At 59.1% G+C, this 24,398-nt stretch carries 25 protein-coding genes; 13 read left to right on the forward strand and 12 right to left on the reverse strand.

Annotated elements, in window-relative coordinates:
• Positions 1-114 precede the first annotated feature (114 nt).
• Together omp10 and NYR50_RS20170 are read right to left on the reverse strand one after the other, a co-directional pair.
• Positions 115-489 (reverse strand): outer membrane lipoprotein Omp10, encoded by a 375-nt coding sequence (gene omp10 / locus NYR50_RS20165; protein WP_174010275.1) that lies wholly within the window; start codon positions 487-489, stop codon positions 115-117.
• A 150-nt stretch (positions 490-639) separates the two neighbouring features.
• A complete protein-coding gene (locus NYR50_RS20170; protein WP_174010272.1) occupies positions 640-2,085 on the reverse strand; it encodes a homospermidine synthase in 1,446 nt (481 codons plus the stop codon).
• Between the two features lie 259 nt (positions 2,086-2,344).
• Between NYR50_RS20170 and NYR50_RS20175 the strand changes: the two genes are divergently transcribed.
• Positions 2,345-3,253 (forward strand): GGDEF domain-containing protein, encoded by a 909-nt coding sequence (locus NYR50_RS20175; RefSeq protein WP_174010270.1) that lies wholly within the window; start codon positions 2,345-2,347, stop codon positions 3,251-3,253.
• On the opposite strand, the gene NYR50_RS20180 is transcribed toward NYR50_RS20175, so the two are convergent.
• A complete protein-coding gene (locus NYR50_RS20180; protein WP_174010268.1) occupies positions 3,250-3,885 on the reverse strand; it encodes an aminotransferase class IV family protein in 636 nt (211 codons plus the stop codon). The two genes, NYR50_RS20175 and NYR50_RS20180, sit on opposite strands and share 4 nt — an antisense overlap.
• A gap of 97 nt (positions 3,886-3,982) precedes the next feature.
• Positions 3,983-5,833, reverse strand: a complete 1,851-nt coding sequence (locus tag NYR50_RS20185) for a M3 family oligoendopeptidase (RefSeq protein ID WP_418137985.1) — start codon at positions 5,831-5,833, stop codon at positions 3,983-3,985.
• A 169-nt stretch (positions 5,834-6,002) separates the two neighbouring features.
• Here NYR50_RS20185 and NYR50_RS20190 point away from each other — a divergent pair, with 169 nt between their 5' ends.
• Together NYR50_RS20190 and NYR50_RS20195 are read left to right on the forward strand one after the other, a co-directional pair.
• Positions 6,003-7,544 carry a sigma-54-dependent transcriptional regulator gene (locus NYR50_RS20190; RefSeq protein WP_174010266.1) on the forward strand — a complete coding sequence of 514 codons (1,542 nt, stop codon included), beginning with the start codon at positions 6,003-6,005 and terminating at the stop codon, positions 7,542-7,544.
• Positions 7,545-7,720: 176 nt separating this feature from the next.
• The gene (locus tag NYR50_RS20195) at positions 7,721-9,625 is read left to right on the forward strand and encodes a DUF882 domain-containing protein (RefSeq protein ID WP_174010265.1); all 1,905 of its coding nucleotides are present in this window, start codon (positions 7,721-7,723) and stop codon (positions 9,623-9,625) included.
• Between the two features lie 80 nt (positions 9,626-9,705).
• Here NYR50_RS20195 and pyk read toward each other — a convergent pair whose 3' ends face one another.
• The gene (gene pyk / locus NYR50_RS20200) at positions 9,706-11,145 is read right to left on the reverse strand and encodes a pyruvate kinase (RefSeq protein ID WP_174010263.1); all 1,440 of its coding nucleotides are present in this window, start codon (positions 11,143-11,145) and stop codon (positions 9,706-9,708) included.
• Positions 11,145-11,576: a DUF1036 domain-containing protein gene (locus NYR50_RS20205; RefSeq protein ID WP_405049065.1), complete on the reverse strand. Its 432-nt coding sequence runs from the start codon at positions 11,574-11,576 to the stop codon at positions 11,145-11,147. Before NYR50_RS20205 ends, pyk begins: the two co-directional genes overlap by 1 nt.
• Positions 11,577-11,822: 246 nt before the next feature.
• Between NYR50_RS20205 and NYR50_RS20210 the strand changes: the two genes are divergently transcribed.
• From NYR50_RS20210 to NYR50_RS20220, 3 genes are all read left to right on the forward strand, one after another.
• A complete protein-coding gene (locus tag NYR50_RS20210) occupies positions 11,823-12,611 on the forward strand; it encodes an N-formylglutamate amidohydrolase (protein ID WP_418137986.1) in 789 nt (262 codons plus the stop codon).
• A gap of 15 nt (positions 12,612-12,626) precedes the next feature.
• Positions 12,627-12,932 carry a DUF1244 domain-containing protein gene (locus tag NYR50_RS20215; protein WP_006314681.1) on the forward strand — a complete coding sequence of 102 codons (306 nt, stop codon included), beginning with the start codon at positions 12,627-12,629 and terminating at the stop codon, positions 12,930-12,932.
• Positions 12,933-13,080: 148 nt separating this feature from the next.
• Positions 13,081-13,338 (forward strand): DUF2312 domain-containing protein, encoded by a 258-nt coding sequence (locus NYR50_RS20220; RefSeq protein ID WP_006314683.1) that lies wholly within the window; start codon positions 13,081-13,083, stop codon positions 13,336-13,338.
• Positions 13,339-13,406: 68 nt separating this feature from the next.
• Here the strand turns inward: NYR50_RS20220 and NYR50_RS20225 are convergent, their stop codons facing one another.
• From NYR50_RS20225 to NYR50_RS20245, 5 genes are all read right to left on the reverse strand, one after another.
• On the reverse strand, positions 13,407-14,027 hold the full coding sequence (locus tag NYR50_RS20225) for a hypothetical protein (RefSeq protein ID WP_418137987.1): 621 nt from the start codon (positions 14,025-14,027) through the stop codon (positions 13,407-13,409).
• A 101-nt stretch (positions 14,028-14,128) separates the two neighbouring features.
• A complete protein-coding gene (gene ykgO / locus NYR50_RS20230; RefSeq protein WP_003497670.1) occupies positions 14,129-14,254 on the reverse strand; it encodes a type B 50S ribosomal protein L36 in 126 nt (41 codons plus the stop codon).
• Positions 14,255-14,400: 146 nt separating this feature from the next.
• Positions 14,401-15,477 (reverse strand): 5-(carboxyamino)imidazole ribonucleotide synthase, encoded by a 1,077-nt coding sequence (locus tag NYR50_RS20235; protein WP_418137988.1) that lies wholly within the window; start codon positions 15,475-15,477, stop codon positions 14,401-14,403.
• An 11-nt stretch (positions 15,478-15,488) separates the two neighbouring features.
• Positions 15,489-15,956: a 5-(carboxyamino)imidazole ribonucleotide mutase gene (purE, locus tag NYR50_RS20240; RefSeq protein ID WP_418138281.1), complete on the reverse strand. Its 468-nt coding sequence runs from the start codon at positions 15,954-15,956 to the stop codon at positions 15,489-15,491.
• 47 nt (positions 15,957-16,003) lie between these two features.
• Complete coding sequence (locus NYR50_RS20245) at positions 16,004-16,207, reverse strand: YdcH family protein (RefSeq protein ID WP_006314698.1); 204 nt, start codon at positions 16,205-16,207, stop codon at positions 16,004-16,006.
• 233 nt (positions 16,208-16,440) lie between these two features.
• On the opposite strand from NYR50_RS20245, the gene NYR50_RS20250 reads away from it, so the two are divergent.
• A complete protein-coding gene (locus NYR50_RS20250; protein ID WP_006314700.1) occupies positions 16,441-16,617 on the forward strand; it encodes a YdcH family protein in 177 nt (58 codons plus the stop codon).
• Positions 16,618-16,719: 102 nt separating this feature from the next.
• Here the strand turns inward: NYR50_RS20250 and NYR50_RS20255 are convergent, their stop codons facing one another.
• Positions 16,720-17,484, reverse strand: a complete 765-nt coding sequence (locus tag NYR50_RS20255; RefSeq protein ID WP_418137989.1) for a sulfite exporter TauE/SafE family protein — start codon at positions 17,482-17,484, stop codon at positions 16,720-16,722.
• Between the two features lie 104 nt (positions 17,485-17,588).
• Between NYR50_RS20255 and NYR50_RS20260 the strand changes: the two genes are divergently transcribed.
• The 6 genes from NYR50_RS20260 to NYR50_RS20285 all read left to right on the forward strand — a co-directional run bounded on the left by NYR50_RS20260 (position 17,589) and on the right by NYR50_RS20285 (position 24,307).
• Positions 17,589-18,242 carry a thiamine phosphate synthase gene (locus NYR50_RS20260; protein WP_174010253.1) on the forward strand — a complete coding sequence of 218 codons (654 nt, stop codon included), beginning with the start codon at positions 17,589-17,591 and terminating at the stop codon, positions 18,240-18,242.
• An 8-nt stretch (positions 18,243-18,250) separates the two neighbouring features.
• Positions 18,251-19,351: a tetratricopeptide repeat protein gene (locus tag NYR50_RS20265; protein ID WP_174010252.1), complete on the forward strand. Its 1,101-nt coding sequence runs from the start codon at positions 18,251-18,253 to the stop codon at positions 19,349-19,351.
• A gap of 164 nt (positions 19,352-19,515) precedes the next feature.
• Complete coding sequence (locus tag NYR50_RS20270) at positions 19,516-20,316, forward strand: inositol monophosphatase family protein (protein ID WP_006314713.1); 801 nt, start codon at positions 19,516-19,518, stop codon at positions 20,314-20,316.
• Between the two features lie 201 nt (positions 20,317-20,517).
• Entirely contained in the window at positions 20,518-21,540 is a 1,023-nt protein-coding gene (locus tag NYR50_RS20275) for a flagellar motor protein MotA (RefSeq protein ID WP_174010249.1), read from the forward strand.
• A 2-nt stretch (positions 21,541-21,542) separates the two neighbouring features.
• On the forward strand, positions 21,543-22,574 hold the full coding sequence (locus tag NYR50_RS20280) for a peptidoglycan -binding protein (RefSeq protein WP_418137990.1): 1,032 nt from the start codon (positions 21,543-21,545) through the stop codon (positions 22,572-22,574).
• Between the two features lie 89 nt (positions 22,575-22,663).
• Positions 22,664-24,307 (forward strand): FAD-binding dehydrogenase, encoded by a 1,644-nt coding sequence (locus tag NYR50_RS20285; protein WP_418137991.1) that lies wholly within the window; start codon positions 22,664-22,666, stop codon positions 24,305-24,307.
• Positions 24,308-24,398 lie beyond the last annotated feature (91 nt).

Here is a 24,398-nt window from a genome sequence, read left to right on the forward strand (position 1 = left end):
TGTTTCCATTTAGCGGCAGTTGCCGCAAGCGAAATATGACAGTGGTGCAATAAAGAAAAACGCACGCCGAAGGCGTGCGTTTCAGAAGGTCATCTCATTGAAAAGGCGAGGTTATCAGCCTTGGCGTGTCAGCGAGAACTGACTGTTTGTGTCCGTCGTGCAGTTCAATTGTGACGGGGAGACGAGCGCGCAGTTGACGCGCGACTGCGTGTTGCGCACCAGCGAGGTCATGTTGATTTCGTAAAGCGTCGGCGAAATCGTGACATAGGTGCCGGATGCCAGAAGCGTGTTGGTGTCGGTCGAACGGGTGGAGAAGGCGCCGTTCTGGAAGGTCGATATGATGCCGTTGCGGTCGATCCAGCGGCCGTCGACAGCCGGTCCGCGGGAAAGCGAAGGCGCCATTGAGGTCTGCTGCGAGGGTCCCGGTGCGACGCATGAAGACACCGCGATGGCGGCACTAAGCAATGCAGCGCTTGTCTTGAAGTTCATGAGCCTGTTCTCCTGCGATTCGATGAAACCTTCTATGCTTCGACCATGCCGTGAAGCGTTCTTTATTTCAAGGCAACGTTGTTCGCTCTCCCCGGTTCCTGTCGTCGCTTAAGGAAAGCCTCGGCGTGACAAATATGGAACGCCGATCCCTCAGCGCACCAAGATATTGCGGAACTGCCAGGGATCGGACATGTCGATATTGTCGGGGAACAGTCCCGGCCGGCCGTCAAGCGGTGTCCAGTCGGTGTAATGCCCCTCTACCGGGCCAAGATAGGGGCGCTGCACTTCGAGGCAACGGCGATAATCCATCTCATCCGCCTCGACGATGCCGGCCTCAGGGTTTTCGATCGCCCAGGCCATGCCGGCCAGAACCGCCGAACTAACCTGCAATCCGGTGGCATTCTGACTGGGGGCAAGCGAACGCGCCTCCGTGAGGCTCAACCGCGAACCGTACCAATAGGCATTCCTGTCATGGCCATAGAGCAGAACGCCCAACTCGTCCGCGCCGTCAACGAGTTCGTCTTCGGCAAGCACATGCTGGATCGGTTGCGGATTGCCGCCATTGCCGAAAAGTTCGTGCAGGGACAGAATGGCGTCGTTGCAGGGGTGGTAGGCATAGTGGCAGGTGGGCCGATAGGTCACGTCGCCATCATCGTTGCGGACTGTGAAGTAGTCCGAAATCGAGATCGCCTCATTGTGGGTGACGAGAAATCCATATTGTGCTCCAAGCCCCGGGCACCATGTGCGCACCCGCGTGTTGGCGCCGGGCTGGTCGAGATAGATCGCCGCCTTGTTTCCCTTCTTCTGCTTTTTCGCGTTTTTCGGCATCCAGTTTTCATGCGTTCCCCAGCCGAGTTCGGCCGGCTGAAAACCTTCGGCGATAAAACCTTCCACGGACCAGGTGTTCCAGAAAGCGCCGAAGGGTTTCGGCTCCTTCGCCCGCTGGGTATCGCGCTCGGCCACATGTACGCCCTTGACGCCAAGCTGCTGCATCAGCTTTGCCCAGCCTTCCCGGTCGTGCGACTGCGGTTCCTCGATGTCGAGGCCGGTATCCTTTGCGAGATTGACGAGTGCCTGCTTCACGAACCAGGACACCATGCCGGGATTGGCGCCACAGGTGGAAACCGCGGTCGTGCCGCCGGGCTTGCGCGCCCTTTCCTTCAGCATGGTCTCGCGCAGCGAATAATTGGTTCTGGCACGATTGTCGGCATCGGCGTCGAAATAGAAGCCGGGCCAAGGCTCCACGACGGTGTCGATGTAGAGCATGCCATGCTTGCGGCAGATCCGCATCAGATCGACCGAGGCGGCATCGACCGAAAGATTGACGCAGAAGCCCTTACCCTGCACGCCTTTGAGAAGCGGCTTGAGAACTTCCTTATAGTTCTCCTTGGTCAGATGTGTCTGGACGTGACGGATATTTCTCTCCGCCAGAAACGCAGCGATGTCCTCGCGCGGATCGATGACGACGAGCCGGGTTCTGTCGAAATTGAAATGACGCTCGATCAACGGAAGAGTGCCGCGCCCGATGGAGCCGAAGCCGATCATCATGATGGGGCCGTCAATATCGCCGTAAATCGGGTAGTTTGCGTCCGTCATTCGTCAATTTTCCTTTTTCAGCCAATAAGTAAGCTAGATCATAAAAGCGTGCCACAATAAAGGGCAGGTGGATGACGGACATATGACGGTGATGACGCCGAGATGGGTCTACAGATTCTTTCCACCATATTCTGCCCCTTCGCATTTTAGAGAGTACGGTTATAATTAAGCCCTTCTTTTCGTACAGGCATCCAAAGGCTTGGAGGCTTGGGCAGCATGACGACAGGGAAATTTTTAGCCATCGCAGGGGAGCTGCCTGTTGAATGATCTTGTAGAGCGTGTCGCAGCGCTTCAAAGTGCCACCCCCGTTCTTATCGCCCTTTACGATTCCAGCGACCGGCTGCGCCATGCCAATCCGTCGTTTCGGGAGAGCTTTCAGCTTGCCGATGATGATTTTCCGACCTGGGCGGAAATCATGCGGCTTAACCACCGGCTGCGCTCCGGTGTCGTCATCCGCAACGATGATTTCGAGGGATGGCTGCTCTCGGCACAGTCCCGGCGCGGCAAGCTGCCCTATCGTGCCTTCGAGATGGACCTTTACGACGGTCGCTGGTTCTGGATGACGGAAACGGTGCAGCAGGATGGCTGGATGCTCTGCGTCGCAAGCGACGTTACCGAATTGCGTCAGGGTTACAGGACGCTACGGCAGGACCGCGATCTGGCGGTGCGTGCCTCGCAGACGGATGAACTGACGGGCACGGCGAACCGTCGTTTCGTTTTCGCCAAGCTCGCCTTGCAGGTGGAACAGGTTTCCAAGGGGCTTGAAGCGCCCTTTTGCCTTTGCACGCTCGACATCGATTTTTTCAAGCAGATCAACGATCGTTTCGGCCACAAGTGCGGTGATGCGGTGCTGCGCGATTTTGTCGGTATCGCCCATTCCGTCATCCGGCGGGTGGATTGTTTCGGCAGGATCGGCGGGGAGGAATTCATGCTTATCCTGCCGCGCAGTTCGATTGCCGAAGGCCGGGAGATGGTCGAACGGCTGCTGCAGAAGGTGCGCTTTTCCAGACCGCTCTCGGAATTTCCGGATTTCTCCTATAGCTGTTCAGCCGGCATGACCGTTTTTCGGGTGATGGAAAGCGCCGACGATGTTTTCATGCGCGCCGATCAGGCTCTTTATGCTGCTAAGGAAAAAGGCCGCGACCGGCTTCTGGCGGTCACGGTTTAAATCAGTTCCGCTGCAATCAATCCCTGCAGCGAATTGCCGACGAAGAGCTTTCGGCCGGCAATATCCTCCGGCTTCAGCGTCTGTCCGCGTGCCCGGCGTTCGCGGATAAGATCAGCGCGCAGCACACCCGGCAGAATGCCGCTGTCGAGTGGCGGCGTCAGCATCGGCCCTTCAGGCATTTCGACGAAAATACTGGTCGACGATCCCTCGCACAATTCGCCGCGTTCGTTGAGCAGCAATACCTCGTCTACCTCCTCGGCTGAAAATTCGGCGCGGGCGGCATCATAGGGCTCCCGGCGAGACGACTTGTGGCGATAGAAGGTATCGGCGGAATCGAGTGTGGTCTGTCTGGCAATTCGGACGCGCCAAACGGCACTTTCCTGCAGCGGATGGAATTCCGTCGTATGGATATCCAGTTCGCCCTTGTAGTTCATGACCAGTCTGACGCAGAGCGGCGCGTCGCCGCCCACCTGTCTTTCCAGCACCTGAACCGCATTGACGGGCGCGCGAAAACCCAGCGCATCGGCGGAGCGCAATAGCCGGCGCATATGCTGGTCGATGCGCTGAAAGCCGGTTTGCGGCTCCCATCGCAGGGTTTCCCTCAAGGTCAAATCGGCGGGTTTGCGTTTCATGGCCTGTGCTCATCGCCTGGAAGGTTCACCGGTCTCTCCGCCGGCCGTATCGACCGGCAAAGCCTCCCAAATAGGATAGCTCTGCCGGTGGAAGAGATTAAGCCTGCTTCCTGTCCAGTTCTTCCAGCTCGTCGATCAGCCCCTCGATCATCGAAAGCCCCTTGTCCCAGAAGGAAGGATCGGTCGCATCGAGGCCGAAGGGTTTCAGAAGCTCGGAATGGTGTTTGGTGCCGCCGGCTTTGAGAAGTTCGAAATATTTCTCCTGAAAGCCCGCCTCGGCCTTCTGGTAAACCGCATAGAGGGAGTTCACCAGGCAATCGCCGAAGGCATAGGCGTAAACATAAAAGGGCGAGTGGATGAAATGGGGGATGTAGGTCCACCATGTCTCGTAACCTTCGGAAATCTGAATGGCCGGGCCGAGGCTTTCGGCCTGGACGGAGAGCCACAACTCGCCGATCTGTTCCGAGGTCAGCTCGCCCTCCTTGCGGGCGGTGTGTAGTTTGCGCTCGAATTCGTAAAAGGCGATCTGGCGCACGACCGTATTGATCATGTCCTCGACCTTGCGGGCGAGCATGGCTTTGCGCTCCCGGATATCTTTCGTGTCGTCGAGCAGCTTGCGGAAGGTCAGCATTTCGCCAAAGACGGACGCGGTCTCGGCAAGTGTCAGCGGCGTTGCGCACATCAGCGCGCCCTGCTGGCCGGCCAGCACCTGGTGCACGCCATGGCCAAGCTCATGGGCGAGCGTCATCACGTCGCGCGGTTTGCCGAGATAGTTGACGAGCACGTAAGGATGGGCTGAAGGAACGGTCGGATGGGCGAATGCGCCGGGCGCCTTGCCGGGGCGGGCGGGCGCGTCGATCCACTCTTCATCGAAGAATCTGCGGGCGATATCGGCCATTTCAGGGGCGAAATTGCCATAGGCGGAAAGTACGGTATCCTTTGCCTCATCCCAGGGGATGATCGTATTGGACGTATCGGGAAGCGGCGCGTTGCGGTCCCAATAATTCATCTGCTCCATGCCGAGCCACTTCGCCTTCATGGCATAATAACGATGCGAAAGGCGCGGATAAGCTTTTTTGACGGCCGCGGCCAAGGCATCGACCACGTCGCGCTCGACACGATTGGCGAGATGGCGGCTATCGGCAATATCCTCGAACTTGCGCCAGCGGTCGGAAATATCCTTGTCCTTGGCAAGCGTATTGGTGATGAGGGTGAAGACCCGCAGATTGTCCTTGAAGGTCGCGCTCAAGGCCTCTGCCGCTTTTCTGCGGGTTTCCGGCTCCGGCTCCTGCAGCATGTTGAGCGTCACTTCCAGCGGGAGGCTTGCGCCATCAATGTCGAAACGCAGATCGGCCATCGTTTCATCGAACAGGCGGTTGAATGCTGCCGCACTGGTCATCGATTTTTCAAGGAACAACTGCTCCAGCTGATCGTCCAGCTGGTGCGGTTTATCCTTGCGCAGGTCTACCAGCCAGGGACGGTAGTGGCCTGCTGCGGCATCGTTCGCCATACAGGCATCCATCACGGCATCGTCGATGCGGTTGAGCTCCAGCGTGAAGAACAGCAGGTGTGCGGAAATCTCAGTCAGTTTTGCCTGGGCATCACCGTATAGCTTGCCATTTGCCGGGTTCGACGTATCGGAAAAATAGGTAAGGCCGGCAAAGGAGCCGATGCGGCCGATCAGATCATCCAGCGCTTCATAGTCCTTGAGCGCCGCGCCGATACCGTCTTCGCCTTTGGCCTTTGCGGCGGACTCGAGCTTGCCCTTCCATTTTGCCTCGAAAGCCGCTGCCATCGAAGCCGCCTTTTCGAGATCGCCCTTATATTCCGGCGAATCCCCCGACGGATAGAGATCCGAGAGCTTCCAGCCGGGCAGATCGCCGAGCGCCGGGCCGGATGTTTCGGCAAGCGAGAATACGGGTTGCGGAGCGGGGCGGTCGAGGGTCATCGGACGTATCCTTCTGGTTATGCTTTCAAAGCATATGGGGACCCTGTTTCCCGCGGCAATGGATAAAATGCAAGCAATTCTCAAAACTGGATATTCAAATTTCCCGTGCCAGAGTGCGGCATAAGGGACCGCATGAAGCAGGTCCATAAACCGGAAACCGGAGCTAAAAATGACCGCGCATGTTCTCGTGATAGACGATGATCCCGTCCAGCGCCGCCTGCTCAAAAATGCGGTGGAACGTTATGGGCATCTGGCCTTGCTTGCTGAAAACGGCAAAGCGGGGCTGGAATTGCTCAAGCAATATAGTGGCGAGATCAACGTCATTGTCCTCGATCTGATGATGCCGGAAATGGACGGGCTTGCTTTCCTGAAGGCTGTCGGCGAACTCGGCACGGATGTTCCCGTCATCGTACAAACCGGTCAAGGCGGCATCGACACCGTCGTGCAGGCCATGCGCGCCGGCGCTTTCGATTTCGTCGTGAAGCCGGTTTCGCCTGAAAGGATCGGCGCCGCCATCTCCAATGCGCTCAAACTCGACAGGAGAGAGGCAAAGGCCCGCACGGGCAGGCGCGGACGGAGCAATGCAGTGAATTTTACCGATATCGTTTCCGCAAGCCCGGCAATGCTGAGGGTTATCGAACTGGCGCAGCGCGCCGCCCAGTCCAGCATTCCCGTGGTGCTGGAAGGCGAATCCGGCGTCGGCAAGGAAATGGTCGCCCGTGCCATCCAGTCGGGCGGCGACCGGGCGAACAAGCCGTTCATAACAGTCAATTGCGGTGCCATTCCCCATAATCTCGTGGAAAGCATCCTTTTCGGTCATGAGAAGGGCGCCTTCACGGGGGCGACGGAAAAACACGTCGGCAAGTTCATGGAAGCGGATGGCGGCACGCTGTTCCTCGATGAAATCGGCGATCTGCCGCTCGACGTACAGGTGAAGCTGCTCCGTGCCGTGCAGCAGGGCGAAATCGAAACCGTCGGCTCTGCGCGTGTTCAGAAGGTCAATGTGCGGCTGATTTCGGCCACCAACAAGAACCTTATCGAAGAGGTGAAGGAAGGCCGCTTCCGCGAGGACCTCTATTATCGCCTCAACGTCTTTCCGATCACCATTCCGGCGCTGCGCCGCCGCAAGGAAGATGTTCCCCATCTGGCGCGGGTTTTTGCCGAACGCTTTTCGGCGGAGCAGAAACTGCCCAATCCCGTCGGCCTCGATGCCAGCGCATTGGCGCTGCTGACGGCCTATGACTGGCCGGGCAACATCCGCCAGCTGGAAAACGCCGTTTTCCGCGCCGTGGTTCTGGCGCAGGGTGCGGAACTGTCGGATTCCGATTTTCCGCAGATCGCGCTGCAGCTGCCGGAGTTTGCGAACGGCGATGATGGGGACGATATCATCCGCTCGCCATCCGGATCGTCGTTGAAGCTTGCGGCCTATTCGCCACCGCCGGTTGCCGAAAGCCATGCCGTCATCGAGGAGCCGTCGGATATCTCCACCACGATCTATCGTGGCGGAAACCTGATTTCCAGCACGGACGATTCGGGCAATATCCGGAAACTGGCAGAGATCGAGGAGGAGCTCATCCGTTTCGCCCTGCGTTTTTATCGCGGTCAGATGAGCCAGGTCGCGAGAAAGCTCGGCATTGGCCGCTCGACGCTTTATCGCAAGCTCAAGGATTATGGCATCGATCCGGATGATCCGCTTCGAGACGTCGCATGAGGGTCCAAACAGTTTATTCCAAGGCAGATCGTAAAATTCGTTAACTTCTGAGCAAGGATATCCGCTTACCGTCTATAAACCTCTTGTTAGTGGCTGATTCACTATATAGAGGAAGGTTGCATCTGTGTGGTAATTTTGCCATCGTGTCACCGTATTTGACGTTCATTTGAGGCAATGTGACAGAAATTGTCTTCCAGGCGGGGATCGAATTGCCATATCTGCATCGGAATAACGCGCTTTCGACAAAGATCGCGCGCGGCTTGATCAAGGATATATGCACGAAGCTGTCGGCACGCGCTGTCACCTTTGCCTGCCTGATGCTCGCCGCTATGCCTTTCGTGGGTGTTTCGGCGACGGAAGCCGCCGCCGAAACGCGCAGCCTCAAACTGTATTACATCCATACACGCGAGAAGGCGGTCATCACCTTCAAGCGCAATGGCAAATACGACCAGAAGGGCCTGCAGGAACTGAACCGCTTCCTGCGTGACTGGCGCCGCAACCAGCCGACGCGGATGGACCCGCGACTTTTCGATCTTGTCTGGGAAGTCTATCGCCGTAGCGGCGCTACCGATTACATCAATGTCGTTTCGGCCTTCCGTTCGCCTGAGACCAATGGCCTGCTGCGCACGCGCACCAAGGGTGTAGCGGAAAAAAGCCAGCACATGCTCGGCAAGGCCATGGATTTTTACATTCCCGGCGTGAAGCTTGCCACCTTGCGTGAAATCGGTATGCAGATGCAGATCGGTGGTGTCGGCTTTTATCCTACCTCCGGTTCTCCGTTCGTGCACATGGATGTCGGCGGCGTTCGTGCCTGGCCACGCATGAGCCGTCAGGAACTCGTGCGCATCTTCCCGAAGGGCAATACACTGCATGTGCCCTCCGACGGTAAGCCGCTGCCCGGTTACGAGCAGGCGCTCGCTGACTACAAGAAGCGCGTTAACTCTTCGTCGATTCAGGTTGCTTCCAGCGCCGGTTCCGGCCCTGCTTCCTCCGGTGGTGGTGGCAAGCGCAAGACCCTGTTGCAGGCCCTCTTTGGTGGCGGTGACGAGGATGAAGATCCCGATAGCATCGCAGCGCCGGAGCCCGCAGAGCGTCCAGCTGTCGCTCGCCCGGCTCCGCAGCAGGCGGCTCCCGAGCCTGAACCCACCATCGCTGTTGCTTCGGCGCAGGCCCTTCCCGGCGTGACTGATGCGCCGCTGCCGACGGCTCGTCCCGCATTCGGCAACCAGCCTCCTGCCAATGCCGGCCTTGCGACCGCGCTTTATTCTCCGGCCCGCAATGCCGCGCAGGATGCCCTTCAGGCGGCGACGATGCCGACACCGACCTCAGCTCCGGCCGAGCGCCAGCAATTTGCCGATCTGGCCGAAGTTTCCGTGCCTGTACCAACACTTCTTGGCCCGCGTGGCATGAAGGGTGATGCGGAAGGATCGATCCTGACGGCTTCCGCCGATGGTGCGACACCGGCCGCGTCCGGCGAACTCGCTTCTATCCCGGTTCCGGCCAATCGCCCGGCCGTGGCGGAAGCCCTGCTGGCGGCAGCAAACGCTGATCAGGAAGGCGAAGACGATCTGGCCGAGGCGCAGCAGAATACGCTTTCGCCGACCGTGGTTGCGGCTCTCGAACAGAGCGGCCAGGCTGCCCGGTCGCAGGTTCAGTCCGCGGCTATGCCGACTGCGGCTCCATTCCCGGCTGCCGTCAACCACAAGGTTACCGTCGCGCCAGCTGAAACGGCCAAGGCCGCTCCGCAGCCTGGTTTTGGGGATGCTTTCGATCTGAAGCCCGCCATCAATGGTGGCCTCAGTGCCGGCCTTCCAACCAAGGGTTCGCGCCCGAGCAAGCAGGATGCGGTCGTTTCCGAGCAGGCCATGGTGGGTGGTGGACGTCTGACGCAGGATCTTATTTCGGATTGGGCGCTCAACCAGAACAAGGGCACGACCGGACGCTCGGTAAAGGCGCCACGCGTTGTCGCCAACCGTATGCTCAGCAAGGAGATGTCGGCTTCGGCCACCTCGGCGAGCTTCAAACCGGGTGCCGTGGCGATCGAATCCAGCCGCTTCAGCACGCCGGTGAAGATGCACTGAGCCAGTTTTATCAGACGGCCGAAAGGCCAACAAAAAACCCGCCGGTAACGGCGGTTTTTTTGTTGCTTGGTATTTGTATATCAGACGCCGCTTTGGCCGTCCGAGCCGATATAGGCGATGCGCACCATGTTGGTTGCGCCGGGGGTGCCGAGCGGCACGCCAGCGGAAATGATGATGCGATCACCCGGCTTGCCGAAACCTTCGGAAACAACGATGCGACAAGCGCGGTTCACCATGTCGTCCAGATCGCTGGCATCGCCGGTGACGACGCAGTGCAGGCCCCAGACGACCGACAGGCGGCGTGCGGTCTGGATGATCGGTGACAGCGCAATGATCGGCACCTGCGGCCGTTCGCGCGCAGCGCGCAGGCCGGTCGTGCCCGAAGAGGTATAGGTGACGATCGCCGCAAGCTTCAGCGTTTCGGCAATCTGGCGGGCGGCAAGCGAAATGGCGTCGGCACCGGTTGCTTCCGGCTGCGGACGCTGCGCGTAGATGATGTTGGAATAATAGGGGTCCTGTTCCACCGTGCTGGCGATAGACGCCATGGTCGATACGGCTTCGATCGGATAATCGCCGGAAGCGGACTCAGCCGAGAGCATGATGGCGTCGGCGCCTTCGAATACGGCCGTTGCAACGTCCGATACTTCCGCGCGGGTCGGAACCGGTGCTGTTATCATCGATTCCAGCATCTGGGTGGCAACGACGACGGGTTTGCCGGCGCGCCGGCAGGCACGGGTCAGCTGCTTCTGGATGCCTGGGACGGCTTCCAACGGCATTTCCACACCAAGATCGCCGCGCGCAACCATCAATGCATCGGAAAGCTCGATGATTTCCTCGATGCGTTCGATAGCCTGGGGCTTTTCGATCTTGGACATCAGCCCAACGCGGCCGCGGGAAATCTTGCGCACTTCGGCCAGGTCTTCAGGGCGCTGAACGAAGGAAAGGGCAACCCAGTCCACTTCGTTGGTCTCCAGAACGGCATCGAGGTCGACGCGGTCCTTGTCGGTCAGAACGCCGACGCCGAGCAGAGTGTCAGGCAGGCTGATGCCCTTGCGGTCGGAAATGCGGGTGCCGGAAACGACCGTGGTGACGATGCTCTTGCCGTCGCTTTTTTCAGCGCGCAGATGCAGCTTGCCGTCATCGATCAGCAGGCGGTGGCCGGGCTTGACCGCTTCGAGAATTTCGGGATGCGGCAGGAAAACGCGGGTGTTGTCGCCGGGGGTGTCGTTGTTATCAAGCGTGAAGGTCTGGCCGGGAACCAGATCGACCTTGGTTTCGGCGAATTTTCCGACGCGCAGCTTGGGACCCTGCAGGTCGGCCAGAATGCCGATGGGACGGCCGTTGCGGCTTTCGACAGAGCGGATACGCTGAATGAGCGTCCGCATCACGTCGTGGCTCGCATGGCTCATGTTGATCCGGAAAAGATCGGCGCCAGCAAGATGCAGCTTTTCGATCATGGCCTCGTCGGAAGAGGCCGGGCCGAGAGTTGCAAGAATTTTGACTTTGCGGTTACGCTTCATCAGTTTTGATTTCCCTGTGTGCCTGGCGTATCGGAAAGCTGGACCATCCAGCTGCCCTGTCTGCCCGTGTCATATTCCTTGAAACCCATTCTCTGGAAGCTGCGGGCAAAACAATCGTCCACGCCGTTGATCTTGAACTCGTTTTCCGCCACGCACATGTTGACGTCACCGGTCCAGCGGCCGCCATGGGCGGCATCTTCGGCATAAAGATAATAATAACGTGACTGCAGCTCACCCTCGATCAGCGTTGCGCAGGTCGAGGAGGGAACCTGCCACCAGCCTTCGCTGACCCAGCCATCCTGTGCGCGGTAGCCGATTGCGACCCCGACGAGATTCTGCGTGCTGTTGCACACGCGGAAATCCGCATGCGCGGACTCCACGAAAATGAACGGGGTCAGAAACAATGCCGCTGCGGAGAAAAGACGGGCGATATGCCTGAAGTGGCGAGGAAGAGCGAGAGATGACTGAGTCACAGCTTCCATCCGGATTCCATGGTTATAATGAACACACTTCTTGGCGTGGCCGCCAAAGAAAGTCAACGCGAGTTTAATCGATTATATTGTTCGTGGGATCGTGAGTGCGATGAGGTAGATGGCTGTTCTTCCGCCTGAACTTGCGCCCGGCCTCAAGCCATGCCATCAAGTTTCTCTCCTTAATCCTGCCCCAGAAAATCATCGATGAACGACTTCATACCCTATGAAATCATAGAAGGCGATTATGACAAAGGCATGGTTCTTCTGGCGGACCATGCCATGAACCTCCTGCCGGCACACTACGGCAATCTTGGCCTTCCGCAAACCGCTTTTCACCGCCATATCGCATTTGATATCGGTATAGAAGGGCTGACGCGCTCGCTGGCTGCACGGCTTGGCGTGCCGGCCGTGCTCGGGCGGTTCTCACGGCTGCTGATCGATCCGAATCGCGGCGAGGACGATCCGACCCTCATCATGAAGATTTCGGACGGGGCGATCATCCCCGGTAATCATCCGATTGCGGATGAGGAATGGCAAAGGCGGATCGAGATTTTTCATCGGCCCTATCACAATGCCGTAGACCGGGTGCTGAGCGGCGTTGCGAAGGCGTCCGAAGAAGCGCCGCTCGTCCTGTCGCTGCATTCTTACACCCCTTTCTGGAAGGAAACGCCGCGGCCATGGCATGCGGCGGTCCTGTGGGACACCGATCACCGCGCGGTCGATCCGCTTTTGGCCCATCTGCGCGCCACCGGCGACATCCTCGTTGGCGACAACGAACCCTATGACGGCGCGCTCAAGGGCGACACCATGTATCGGCATTGCATGATGAAAGGCATACCGCATGCGCTTCTGGAAGTTCGGCAGGATCTGATCGCGGATGAGAAGGGGATCGCCGAATGGTCGGACCGGCTTGCTCCCATTTTCGCCGCAATGAATGACGATCCCGTTCTGCACGAATATCAGCTGTTCGACTCTCGCACCGGCCCCTATTGAGCCTGGAGTTTTGCCATGACGAATGAGAACGACAACAGTCAGATAGAGTTCGAGGCCGCCGCCTTCCGGCGCCTCGTCCAGCATCTTCGTGAACGTCACGATGTGCAGAATATCGACCTGATGAATCTCGCGGGCTTCTGCCGCAATTGTCTTTCTAACTGGTATCGGGAGGCAGCCGAGGAAGCCGGGGTTCCGCTCAGCAAGGATCAATCCCGGGAAATCGTCTACGGCATGCCCTATGAGGATTGGAAAGAGAAATATCAGGCGGAGGCAAGTGATGCCCAGAAAACCGCCTTTGAGCAGAACCGGCCCAAGGAATAGCTGCCGATCGACGGAAACGACTTGACGGGACGCCTTTCAATGGGCAGTTCACAGGCCGGAATTTTGCTGCCCGCTGGCAGCGACCGGCGAGGACTTCGCCCAGATATAATGAACAGGGCTCAGATGCGGGCCGCCAATAAAGGATGATATGATGGACGAAACAAGCACCACCGAAACCGTCGCCGCCGCAGAACTGCGCCAGTTCATCGAGCGCGTCGAGCGTCTCGAAGAAGAAAAGGCTGCCATTCAGGGTGATATCAAGGATGTCATGGGCGAGGCGAAGGGCCGTGGTTACGACACCAAGGCGATCCGCACCATCATCCGCCTGCGCAAGAAGGATGCCAACGAGCGCATCGAGGAAGAAACCATTCTTCAGACCTATATGGCCGCGCTCGGTATGGAATGATCGGCTGAAAATGCCTCAATAAAAAATCGCCGCTTTTGCGGCGATTTTTGTTTGTGCTTTTATCAGATTCAGCCGCGCGTACCCGCCAGCTTTTCCGAGAGGTCGATTGCTTCCTTGCGGGCGTCCTTGTCTGCGGGGTAGACCGCCAGATATTGTTCCCAGGCCTTCAGTGCCAGATCGTCGCGGTCTGAGGCTTCGAGGATGTTGGCAAGGCTTGCCAGCGCCGGGAAATAGCGCGGTTCCTTCTCCAGGGTCAGGTTGATGTCCGCCATCGCCTTGCGGGTATCGCCATCGGCGAAATGCACCATGGCGCGGCGATAGGGGGCCTGAACATAGTTCGGGTCGAGCAAAATCACCTGGTCGAGAAAATCATAGGCGGCCGCGTTACGCTTTTCATCCGCCGCTTCACCTGCCCATTGCATCAGGAGATTGACGGTCGCGCTGCCGGAATCATTCCATTCGGCGGCGATCTGGTTGGCGATGCTGCGCGCTTTGACCGCGTTGCGCTCTTTCTTCAGCGATGCGAAAAGAGTGTCGATGGTTTTGGAGGGGGAAGGCGCGGCTCCTGCCGCAGCAGGCTGCTGTCCGTCCGCCGCATGACCAGGAGCGGCCATTCCGGGAATCAGGAGGCCGGCAAACAGGAAACCCTGAGCAAGAAGAATAGTCGTGCAAAAACGATTTGGGCGCATGGGTTAAAGCTTAACCCGGCTGCGCCCAATATCAAATGCAAACTTCTTCACTGTCAACAAAGTGATCCGCAAGTTCAATCGCGAACCGCAGTCGCGATCAATCAGCCCTGACGAGCCTTGAAACGCGGATTCTGCTTGTTGATGATGTAGACGCGGCCCTTGCGGCGAACCAGGCGGTTATCGCGATGACGGGCCTTAAGCGCTTTAAGCGAATTCTTGATTTTCATTTTACTGGTCCGCAGTTTTGCATGGCTTTTGCCGTGCTATTCAAACAATCAAAAGCGCGCAACGGGGCGCGCTCTTTTCGGTTGGCAGGCAGATACCTGTTTGAGCCCTGCCTGTCAACACTTGGCCGTGCCTTTGCCCTAAAAGACTAGGCTTTTCCTGTGTGCAGAAGCTCGGTCACATGGCCCATCTTACGGCCAGGCCTTGCTTCGGTCTTGCCATAGAGATGCACGAGACAGTCTTTTTTCGACAGCCATGCGGGCACGTCGTTGATGTCGTCGCCGATCAGGTTCGTCATCACGCAATCGGAATGGCGATCCGTTCTGCCGGGGGCAAGGCCAGACACGGCCCGAATATGCTGCTCGAACTGCGAGATCACGCAGGCGGCTTCCGTCCAGTGGCCGGTATTGTGGACACGCGGCGCCATTTCATTGGCAACCAGAGAACCATCCGGCAGGACGAAAAATTCGATGCCGATGACGCCGACATAATCGAGCGCGGCGAGAAGCTTTTCCGCCGATTGCACGGCGACAGCCTTTGCGGCATCCGAAAGTGCTGCCGGCACCGTCGATGTGTGCAGAATACCGTTCAGATGGACGTTCTCGGCTGGATCGTAACAGGTGACGGTGCCATCCTTGAAACGGGCGGCGATGATCGAAACTTCCCGCTCGAAGGCGACGAAACTTTCGAGGATCAGCGGCACGCCGCCGAGCGCCGCAAAGGCCCCTGTGAGGTCTTCGCCGCCACGGAAGAGACGCTGGCCCTTGCCGTCATAACCCATACGGCGGGTTTTCAGCACACCCTTGCCGCCGAAAGCGGCGAGAGCGGCTTCCAGCTCGTCCTGGCTGTCCACGGCGCGAAAATCGGCGGTCGGAATCCCGCAGCCGTTGAGGAAGCGTTTTTCCGTCAACCGGTCCTGGGAGGCGTTGAGCGCCTGCGCCGGCGGGTAGACGGGCACGGAGGCGCTGAGTTTTTCGGCGGCTGCGACAGGCACGTTTTCGAATTCGTAGGTCACGACATCGCAACGGCTTGCGAGTTCGGCAAGAGCCTTTTCGTCGTCATATTCCGCGACGATCTGGTCGTTGCAAACCTGCGCTGCCGGACAATCGGCCTGCGGCTCCAGCACGATGGTGCGGTGGTTGAGGCGGGCCGCGGCCATGGCCAGCATCCGGCCGAGCTGCCCGCCGCCGATGATGCCGATGGTCAGGTTATTCGTCTTTGCCATCTCGTTTTTCGTCACTGGGCGCTGTCCATCGGATATTCCGCGACGGCAGCCGACTGGCGGGTACGCCAGGCATCCAGCCGGTCGGCCAGGTCCTCGTCGCTGAGCGCCAGGACCGCAGCAGCCAGAAGGGCGGCATTGATGGCGCCGGCCTTGCCGATAGCGAGCGTGCCGACGGGAATGCCGGCGGGCATCTGCACGATGGAATAGAGGCTGTCCTGACCGGACATGGTCTTCGACTGAACCGGAACCCCGAAGACGGGAAGCGGGGTCATGGCGGCCGTCATGCCCGGCAGGTGGGCGGCACCGCCCGCACCGGCGATGATGACCTTGAAGCCCTCGTCCTTTGCGCCATTGGCAAAGTCATAAAGCCGGTCCGGGGTGCGGTGGGCGGAAATGATGCGGGCTTCATATTCCACGTCGAGCGCATCCAGCGTATCGGCGGCGTTCTTCATGGTTTCCCAGTCGGACTGGCTGCCCATGATGATGGCGACGGGGGGCGTTTCTGCTGTCACGTAATCTCTCCGGCTCAGGCGATGATATCGGGAATGACCTGATCTTCGATCTGGGTCATCTTGTCCTTGACGGCCAGCTTCTTCTTTTTCATGCGTTGTATTCTCAGCGCATCGCAGCTGGTCTGGATCATCGCGTTGATCGCCGCGTCATAATCCTCATGCTCCTGGCGCAACCGCGCCAGCGTGAGCCTGATGTCCGCCTGGTCCTGATCGGGCATCTCGTCATCCCCATTTTATGCCGCCGGATCAGCTCCGGCGCGTATGTGATCGTTCACGAGCCTCTATCATCAAATCGCGGTAACGGGAAGTTATCCGTTGCGACCAAATTGCCCACATATTGCCTTCATTTCGCCTTCGACAAGCGGCGCGATCCATGTCACATTGCCGTCGTAAACCTGAAACTCCAGCGATGGAGAGCTGGAGGTAGGTTCAAAAAGGAAGGACGTGCCGCATGACCATTCAGGCTCATATTGCATCGCTCGAAAAGAAACACGGTGCTCTGGAGGAGGAGCTCGAGAGTATTCTTGCTTCCCCGTCGTCTGACGACAAAGAGATCGCGGACCTTAAACGTCGAAAACTGCGCCTGAAGGATGAGCTGCAGAGGCTCAAGGCCTCAACGAGACATTGATTTATGTCAGATCGCCGGCCCTCGACAAATGAAGGGCCGGCGGTCTGAGCCTTTTGAGCTCTGGCGGCGAAAACCTGCTGCCAGAGCTTTTTATTGCCGGATTTAGAACGGCAATCCGTCCCACAGCAGTTTCAGCGCTGCAATCAGCGCCATGGAATACATTAACGGGTAGAACACGGCCGGTTTCAGATATTTCACCACCCTTGCACCGGCGAGCGTCGCCAGCATGGCCACCGGTAGCAGGCTGGCCGAGGTCTTGAGGTTCGTGGCGTCGAGCGCGCCGAGCGCGAAATAGGGGATGAGCTTGATCGCGTTCATGATGGCGAAGAAACGCACGCTCATGCCGGTATAGGTCTTTGGATCGAGCTTCAGCGGCAGAACGTAGATCTGGAAAGGCGGGCCGCCCGCATGGGCGACGAAGCTTGCGTAACCGGACAGGCTGGACCAGAGCGTCGCGGCAGCCGGTCTTTGCGGTTTGGCCGGGATTTCCTGGCCTCTTCGACTTTTGAAGCTCTCATAAAAATAACGTAGCACGAACAGTATCGTGACCGAGGCGACGACGAGTCGCATGGCGTTTGCGGAAATGAGGCTTGATGTCGCCCAGCCGAGCGCGATGCCGGCGATGGCGCCGGGCAGCATGATAAGCAGCGTTTCTCGGTGGTTGTGGTGTCGCCACGCCCAGAGAGCCACAAAATCCATGACGATCAGGATCGGGAGGAAGATCGCTGCCGCCTGCACGGGCGAAACGGCAAGCGCCATCAGCGGCACGCCCATCAGCGCCAGTGCACCGCCAAGCCCCCCCTTGGAAAGGCCGACAAGCACGACTGCGGGGATGGCGACGAGATAAAAATGAAAATCGGTCAGCATGGATGTATGGTTGATCCTTTCGCCGGTCCGGTTTATCGGATTTGTCATATGAAAACGAGTGCAGATCGCGCCATAAGCGTCCTCTGCCTGAAATGGACGAAACGATGAGCATTGTTGAAGACCGTTGCCGCCTTGTCCTGATCGTTCCGCAAAGGGACGATGCGCAAAAGCAGGTGACAGAGGTGGAAGACGCATTGCGGGGCGGCGATGTCGCTTCGGTCATCATTCCGCAATACGGTCTGGATGACGCCGCTTTCCAGAAATGGGCCGAATTGATTGTGCCGATCGTCCAGGCCGCCGGTGCGGCCGCCCTCATCGCCGGCGACAGCCGCACGGCTAGCCGGGTGAAGGCGGATGGCCTGCATGTGGGGGGCAATGCCGAGGCGCTTGCTGAGGCGGTGGAAAACTTCACGCCGAAGCTGATCGTCGGCGGCGGCAATGCCGATGATCGCCACAAGGCGCTGGAAATGGGTGAGTCCAATCCGGACTACGTCTTTTTTGGAAAGCTGGAAGGCGACATCAAGCCGGAGGCGCATCCCAAAAATCTGGCGCTCGGCGAGTGGTGGGCGTCGATGATCGAAATCCCGGCCATCGTCATGGGCGGCACGGATCCGTCGTCGGTGGTTGCCGTTTCCGAAACCGGCGTGGAATTCGTGGCAATGCGCAGCGGCGTTTTCGACAATGCGTCCGGCGCTGCCCAGGCCGTTTCCGAAATCAACGCTTTGCTTGACGAAAAAGCGCCACGGTTTGGCGGTTGATACAGGCGATGTTCATGCGCTCGGTTCCTCTCTGCCTTTCCGTTTCGCTGTTGGCGCTCGCTTTCGGCGCGCCTGCTGGTGTCGCCTTTGCCCAGTCGGGACCGCAGAGCGAAAGCAATGCCATGTCCCGCCAGCTGGAAAATGAGGCCCAGCCTACCCGACAGGGCCGGGTGCAATCGGAAGAGCAGAAGGATCTTGAGCCGTCTTCCGGCGTCAACGTTTATCAGCGCATGGGCGCGGATCTGCCGGCTCTGCCGCCGGAAAAGGAATTCAAAGGCCGGGTGGACGAAGCCTATGGCCATTTCCAGCGCGGTGAATATGTCCAGGCGCTGGACAAGGCGCTGACCCGCGCGCAGAACGGTGATGCGTCCGCACAGACTCTGGTGGCGGAAATGATGTCTCGTGGCCTCGGTATCGCCCGCGACGAAAAGACTGCCGCTTTCTGGTATCAGCAGGCGGCTGACGGCGGCGATCCCGTCGCCATGTTCAAATTTGCGCTGATCCTGATGGAAGGCAAGTTCGTCACCCGCGACAAGGCGAAGGCCGACGATTTCATGCGGCGTGCGGCGGAAGCAGGCAATGCCTCTGCCCAGTTCAACTGGGGCCAGATTCTGGTGTCGGAAAATCCCGGCGCCAAGGGGCTCTTGATGGCCTTGCCGTTTTATGAAAAATCCGCCGAGCAGGGCATTGCCGACGCGCAATATGCGGTGTCGCAGATTTACTGGTCGGTCAAGGATGTGCCCACTGACAAAAAGTCCAAGGCGCGGGACTGGCTGATGCGGGCGGCAAAGGCGGGTTATGATACGGCGCAGGTCGATCTCGGCATCTGGCTGATCAATGGTTTCGGCGGTGAGCGCAATCTGGATGAGGGCTTCCGCTGGCTGTATGGCGCGGCACAGCGCGGCAATGTCGTTGCGCAGAACAAGGTGGCGCATCTTTACGTTCAGGCGCTCGGCACCCGGCCGGATCCGGTGGAGGCGGCCAAGTGGTATGTGCTTTCCCGCCGCGCCGGTTTGAAGGATCCGAGGTTGGAAGACTTCTATCTCGGCATCACCGACGAGCAGCAGAAAAAGGCGATCGAAGCGGCAAATCGTTTCCGCCCGACGTGAAGAGCCGCCTTTCCTTCGCCGCCCACATTCTCATTCGGGCTTTTTGCCTTGAATTTCCGCGCGTTTTGTGGTCTTGAACCGCAAACTTTCAATTCAAGAAAATAATGACGTTCCTGCCCGGCAAGCTTGCGGGCGGTTCGCGAGCTTTCCAGGAAACAAATTCGATGGCCCGTTCAGCCCTTCTCAATGTCATGGTTCAGGCCGCCATCAAGGCGGGTAAGTCTTTGTCGCGTGACTTCGGTGAAGTGCAGAACCTTCAGGTTTCGGTCAAGGGACCGAGCGACTTCGTTTCTCAGGCAGACCTCAAAGCCGAAAAGATCGTGCGCGAGGAACTGATGAAGGCCCGCCCGACCTATGACTTCCTGGGCGAGGAAGGCGGCGAGGAAAAGGGCACCGACGGCGCACATCGCTGGATCGTCGATCCGCTCGATGGCACCACCAACTTCCTGCACGGCATTCCGCATTTCGCGGTTTCCATCGCGCTGGAGCGGAACGGCGAAATTGTTGCCGGCGTGATATTTAACCCGGCCACCGACGAACTCTACACCGCCGAGCGCGGCGGCGGCGCGTTCCTCAATGATCGTCGCATCCGCGTTGCCGCACGCAAGGCGCTGACCGATTGCGTCATCGGCTGCGGCGTGCCGCATCTTGGCCGTGGCAATCATGGCAAGTTCCTGGTCGAGCTTCGCCATGTCATGGGCGAAGCAGCCGGCATCCGCCGAATGGGCGCAGCGTCGCTCGATCTCGCTTATGTCGCGGCCGGCCGTTTCGACGGTTACTGGGAAGCAGACCTTTCGCCCTGGGACGTCGCCGCAGGTCTGGTGCTGATTCGTGAAGCCGGCGGCTTCGCGTCCGACGCAAAGGGCGGCACGGATATCTTCGGCACCGGCAGTGTTGCTGCAGGTAACGAATATATCCACAAGGCACTCGTCGAGGTCGCCAACCGTCCGATACCGGGTCGCTGATGCATTTTTGGCAGATAACCTGCCGTTTTTAGCAAGTTTTAGACGCCCGGTGAATTTTCGCCGGGCGTTTTCGTTTTCCGTTGCCGGGTACTCATTCATTTTCCTAAAATGCCTGTGACGAAAGACCGGCTTTTCGCTTCAAATCGTCGCAATTTTCAAATAGCTTCCGCTTGATACGTGACCAGAGGGAATGCGAACGTTATGGCGGATTCGGAGCTGCTCGATCTTGGTGTCGAGAAACCGGTGACCACGCGGCAATACAGCCACAAGCTGTCCAGCCCCACACCCTTTCTCTGGACGATGGTTCTGTTCCTGATCCTCGTCGGCTTTCTTGCGGCCATTCTCTATCGGCAGGCGCACACCGCCTTCATGACCAATCCGGGGCTCAACGGCTTCATTCTCGGCGTGCTCGTCATCGGCATCATCCTTGTTTTTACGCAGACCATGAGCCTGCGTTCGGAAGTTCGCTGGTTCAACGCCTTCCGCGCCGCCGGCAGCGTCGAAAAGGTCGGCCGTGCACCAAAACTGCTGGCGCCGATGAGCACGCTGATCGGCAAGCGCGGCGAAGTCCGGCTGTCCACCGTCACGCAGCGCACGATCCTCGATTCCATCGCGACACGACTTGATGAATCGCGTGACACATCGCGTTATCTCGTTGGCCTGCTGGTATTTCTCGGCCTGCTCGGCACCTTCTGGGGCCTGATCGGCACCATCGGCGCCATCAGCAATGTCATCCAGTCGCTCGATCCGAGTGCTGGCGACAGCAACGATATTCTGGGCTCCCTTAAGACCGGTCTTACCGCCCCGCTGGCGGGTATGGGAACAGCATTCTCCTCCTCGCTGCTTGGTCTTTCGGGTTCGCTTATTCTCGGTTTTCTCGATCTTCAGGCCGGCCGTGCCCAGAACCGTTTTTACACCCAGCTCGAAAACTGGCTGTCATCGGTAACGGATACCTCGGTCGAGGGGCCGAGGGAGTACAATGCCGCGGAGCCGGGCGCCGTGGTCAGCACCGAACGGTCGCTGGCGGCGATGACCAGCCTTGCCGAGGGCATTCAGGGCCTCGTCAAGAACATGCGCAGTGAACAGCAGATGCTGCGGGACTGGATCGAGGCGCAGCAGGAAGAGTCGAAATCGCTCCGCCGCACGCTCGACCGTCTGTCGGCGCGGATCGACGGTGACACGAAATCCCCCGGACGTACCCGGCACGATAACGGGAGCGAGTAGCCATGGCGCTTGCGCGCAATCGCCGCCGCGACAGGGGTGTGGACTATTGGCCGGGTTTCGTCGATGCGCTGTCGACGCTGCTCATGGCCATTATGTTTCTGCTGACGGTTTTCGTGCTGGCGCAATTCGTGCTGTCGCGGGAAATTACCGGCAAGGACGAGGTGCTGACCCGCCTTAATAGCCAGATTGCCGAATTGACCGAGCTTCTGGCGATGGAAAAAGGCAACAAGCAGGATGTTGAGGACGCGCTTGCGAGCCTGCAATCGACCCTTGCAGCGTCGGAAAACGAGCGTTCGCGCCTGCAGGCACTTCTCGATGCGGGTTCGGGCAATAATGCCAGCGCGAATGCCCGGATTGGCAGCCTGACCGGCGAACTTGACAACCAGAAACAGGCCAATGCGCGAGCCTCCTCGCAGATCGAATTGCTGAACCAGCAGATCGCGGCGCTGAGGGCGCAGATCGCTTCCGTCGAAGCCGCCCTGCAGGCATCGGAGGCCAAGGATACCTCGTCCCAGGTCAAGATCGCCGATCTCGGCCGCCGCCTTAATGTCGCGCTGGCGCAGCGCGTGCAGGAGTTGAACCGTTATCGCTCGGACTTCTTCGGGCGGCTGCGGGAAATCCTCTCTGACCGCGAAAACATCCGCATCGTCGGTGACCGTTTCGTATTCCAGTCGGAGGTGCTGTTCCCGTCCGGCGGCAATGACCTCAACCCGGAAGGGCAGGCGGAAATGGCGAAGCTGGCGACCGCGTTGCTCGATCTCGCCAAGGAAATTCCGGCGGAGATCAACTGGGTGCTGCGCGTGGATGGCCATACGGATAATGTCCAGCTTACCGGTTCCGGGCGTTACCGCGACAATTGGGAGCTTTCTTCTGCCCGCGCGACATCGGTGGTGAAATTCCTGATTTCCAAGGGCGTACCGGCAAACCGGCTGGTTGCCGCCGGTTTCGGCGAATATCAGCCGATCGCCGAAGGTGACTCGCCGGAAGCGCGCCAGCAGAACCGTCGCATCGAACTCAAGCTGACCGAGCGCTGAATTACGGGTCCGCATCGTGGCCGTTGCCTTCTGGCGAAAGTAAATTTACGTTCGCGTAAAAGTAATTCCGTCATATCTGGGAGGGGCTGATGGAACGCTATGATGTGATTGTCGTCGGCGCGGGACTTGCGGGGCTGGTGGCGGCCACCGAGGCGGCGGAGCGTGGTTTCAACGTCTGTGTTGTGGATCAGGAGGGCGAGCAAAATCTCGGAGGCCAGGCCTTCTGGTCGCTGGGCGGGCTGTTTTTCGTCGATAGTCCCGAGCAGCGCCGGATGCGGGTGCGCGACAGTCTCGATCTGGCCCGGCAGGACTGGTTCGGTTCGGCCGGTTTCGATCGCCCCGAGGATCATTGGCCGCGCCGTTGGGCTGAGAACTATCTCGATTTTGCCGCCGGTGAGAAACGCGAATGGCTGCACCGCATGGGCATGCGCTGGTTTCCCGTGGTCGGCTGGGCTGAGCGCGGCGGCTCTTTGGCGCACGGTCACGGCAATTCCGTTCCACGCTTTCATGTCACATGGGGCACCGGTCCCGGCGTGCTGGCGCCGTTCGTCAAGAAAGCGCAGGAGATAGTGGCGAGTGGTCGATTGACCTTCCGCTTCCGCCATCAGGTCGACCGTCTGGAAACGACCGACGGCCGGATTACCGGCATTTCCGGCGTCGTGCTCGCCGCTGATCTGGTTCTTCGTGGTCAAAAAAGCAGCCGTGAGCTTGAGGGCAACTTCCGTTTTTCTGCCTCCGCAGTCATCATCAGTTCCGGTGGCATCGGTGGTAATCGGGAACTGGTGCGGCGGAACTGGCCGGTGGAGCGGCTGGGCAGGCCGCCGGAAAATATGGTCTGTGGCGTGCCTGCCCATGTGGATGGCCGCATGATCGGCATCACCGAGGTGGCGGGTGGAGCCGTCATCAATCGGGATCGCATGTGGCACTATACCGAGGGCGTGAAGAATCACGATCCGATCTGGCCGAACCACGGTATCCGTATTCTGCCAGGCCCGTCATCCTTCTGGTGCGACGCGGATGGCAACCGGCTGGAAGCTCCCGCAATGCCGGGCTTCGATACGCTCGGTACGCTGAAGATGCTGGGCGAGCGTGGCAGCAGCCACAGCTGGTTCATTCTGACCAAGGCGATCATCAAGAAGGAATTCGCGCTTTCAGGCTCCGAGCAAAATCCTGATCTGACGGGCAAGGATGTGCGGCTGTTGTTGAAGCGGCTGGGCAAGGAGCCACCGGGGCCGGTGCGAGCTTTCATGGAGCGGGGCGAGGATTTTGTTGTTCGCGACACGCTGGAGGAGTTGGTGGCGGGAATGAATGCCATCGGCGGTAATCGGCTCAACATCGATCACATCCGACGGCAGATAGAAGCGCGGGACCGCGAAATTGAAAACGGCTTCAGCAAGGATGCGCAGGTAACGGCAATCCATGGCGCGCGCCGTTATCTCGGTGACCGGCTGATGCGGACGGCGAAACCGCACCGGCTGCTTGATCGGGCAAGGGGACCGTTGATTGCTGTGCGCCTGCATGTGCTGACGCGCAAGACGCTTGGAGGCCTGCACACCGACCTTGAGGCGCGGGTGCTGGATGCCGCCGGTCAACCGGTGCCGGGGCTTCATGCCGCCGGGGAGGTGGCCGGTTTCGGCGGCGGCGGTATGCATGGTTACAACGCGCTGGAGGGCACATTCCTTGGCGGCTGCCTGTTTTCAGGCCGCGTTGCGGGACGCAAAGTGCTGGGCTAGAGCAGTTCCGGTGAATAGCTTTTTCACCTCCATTGCTCTAACTCATTGTTTTTGCGCATTTCCGGACCCAAAACCGAGTACAGTTTTGATG

The organism is Agrobacterium sp. El2ro-1b, assembly GCF_048298475.1.
Taxonomy (GTDB): Bacteria; Pseudomonadota; Alphaproteobacteria; order Rhizobiales; family Rhizobiaceae; genus Agrobacterium; species Agrobacterium fabrum.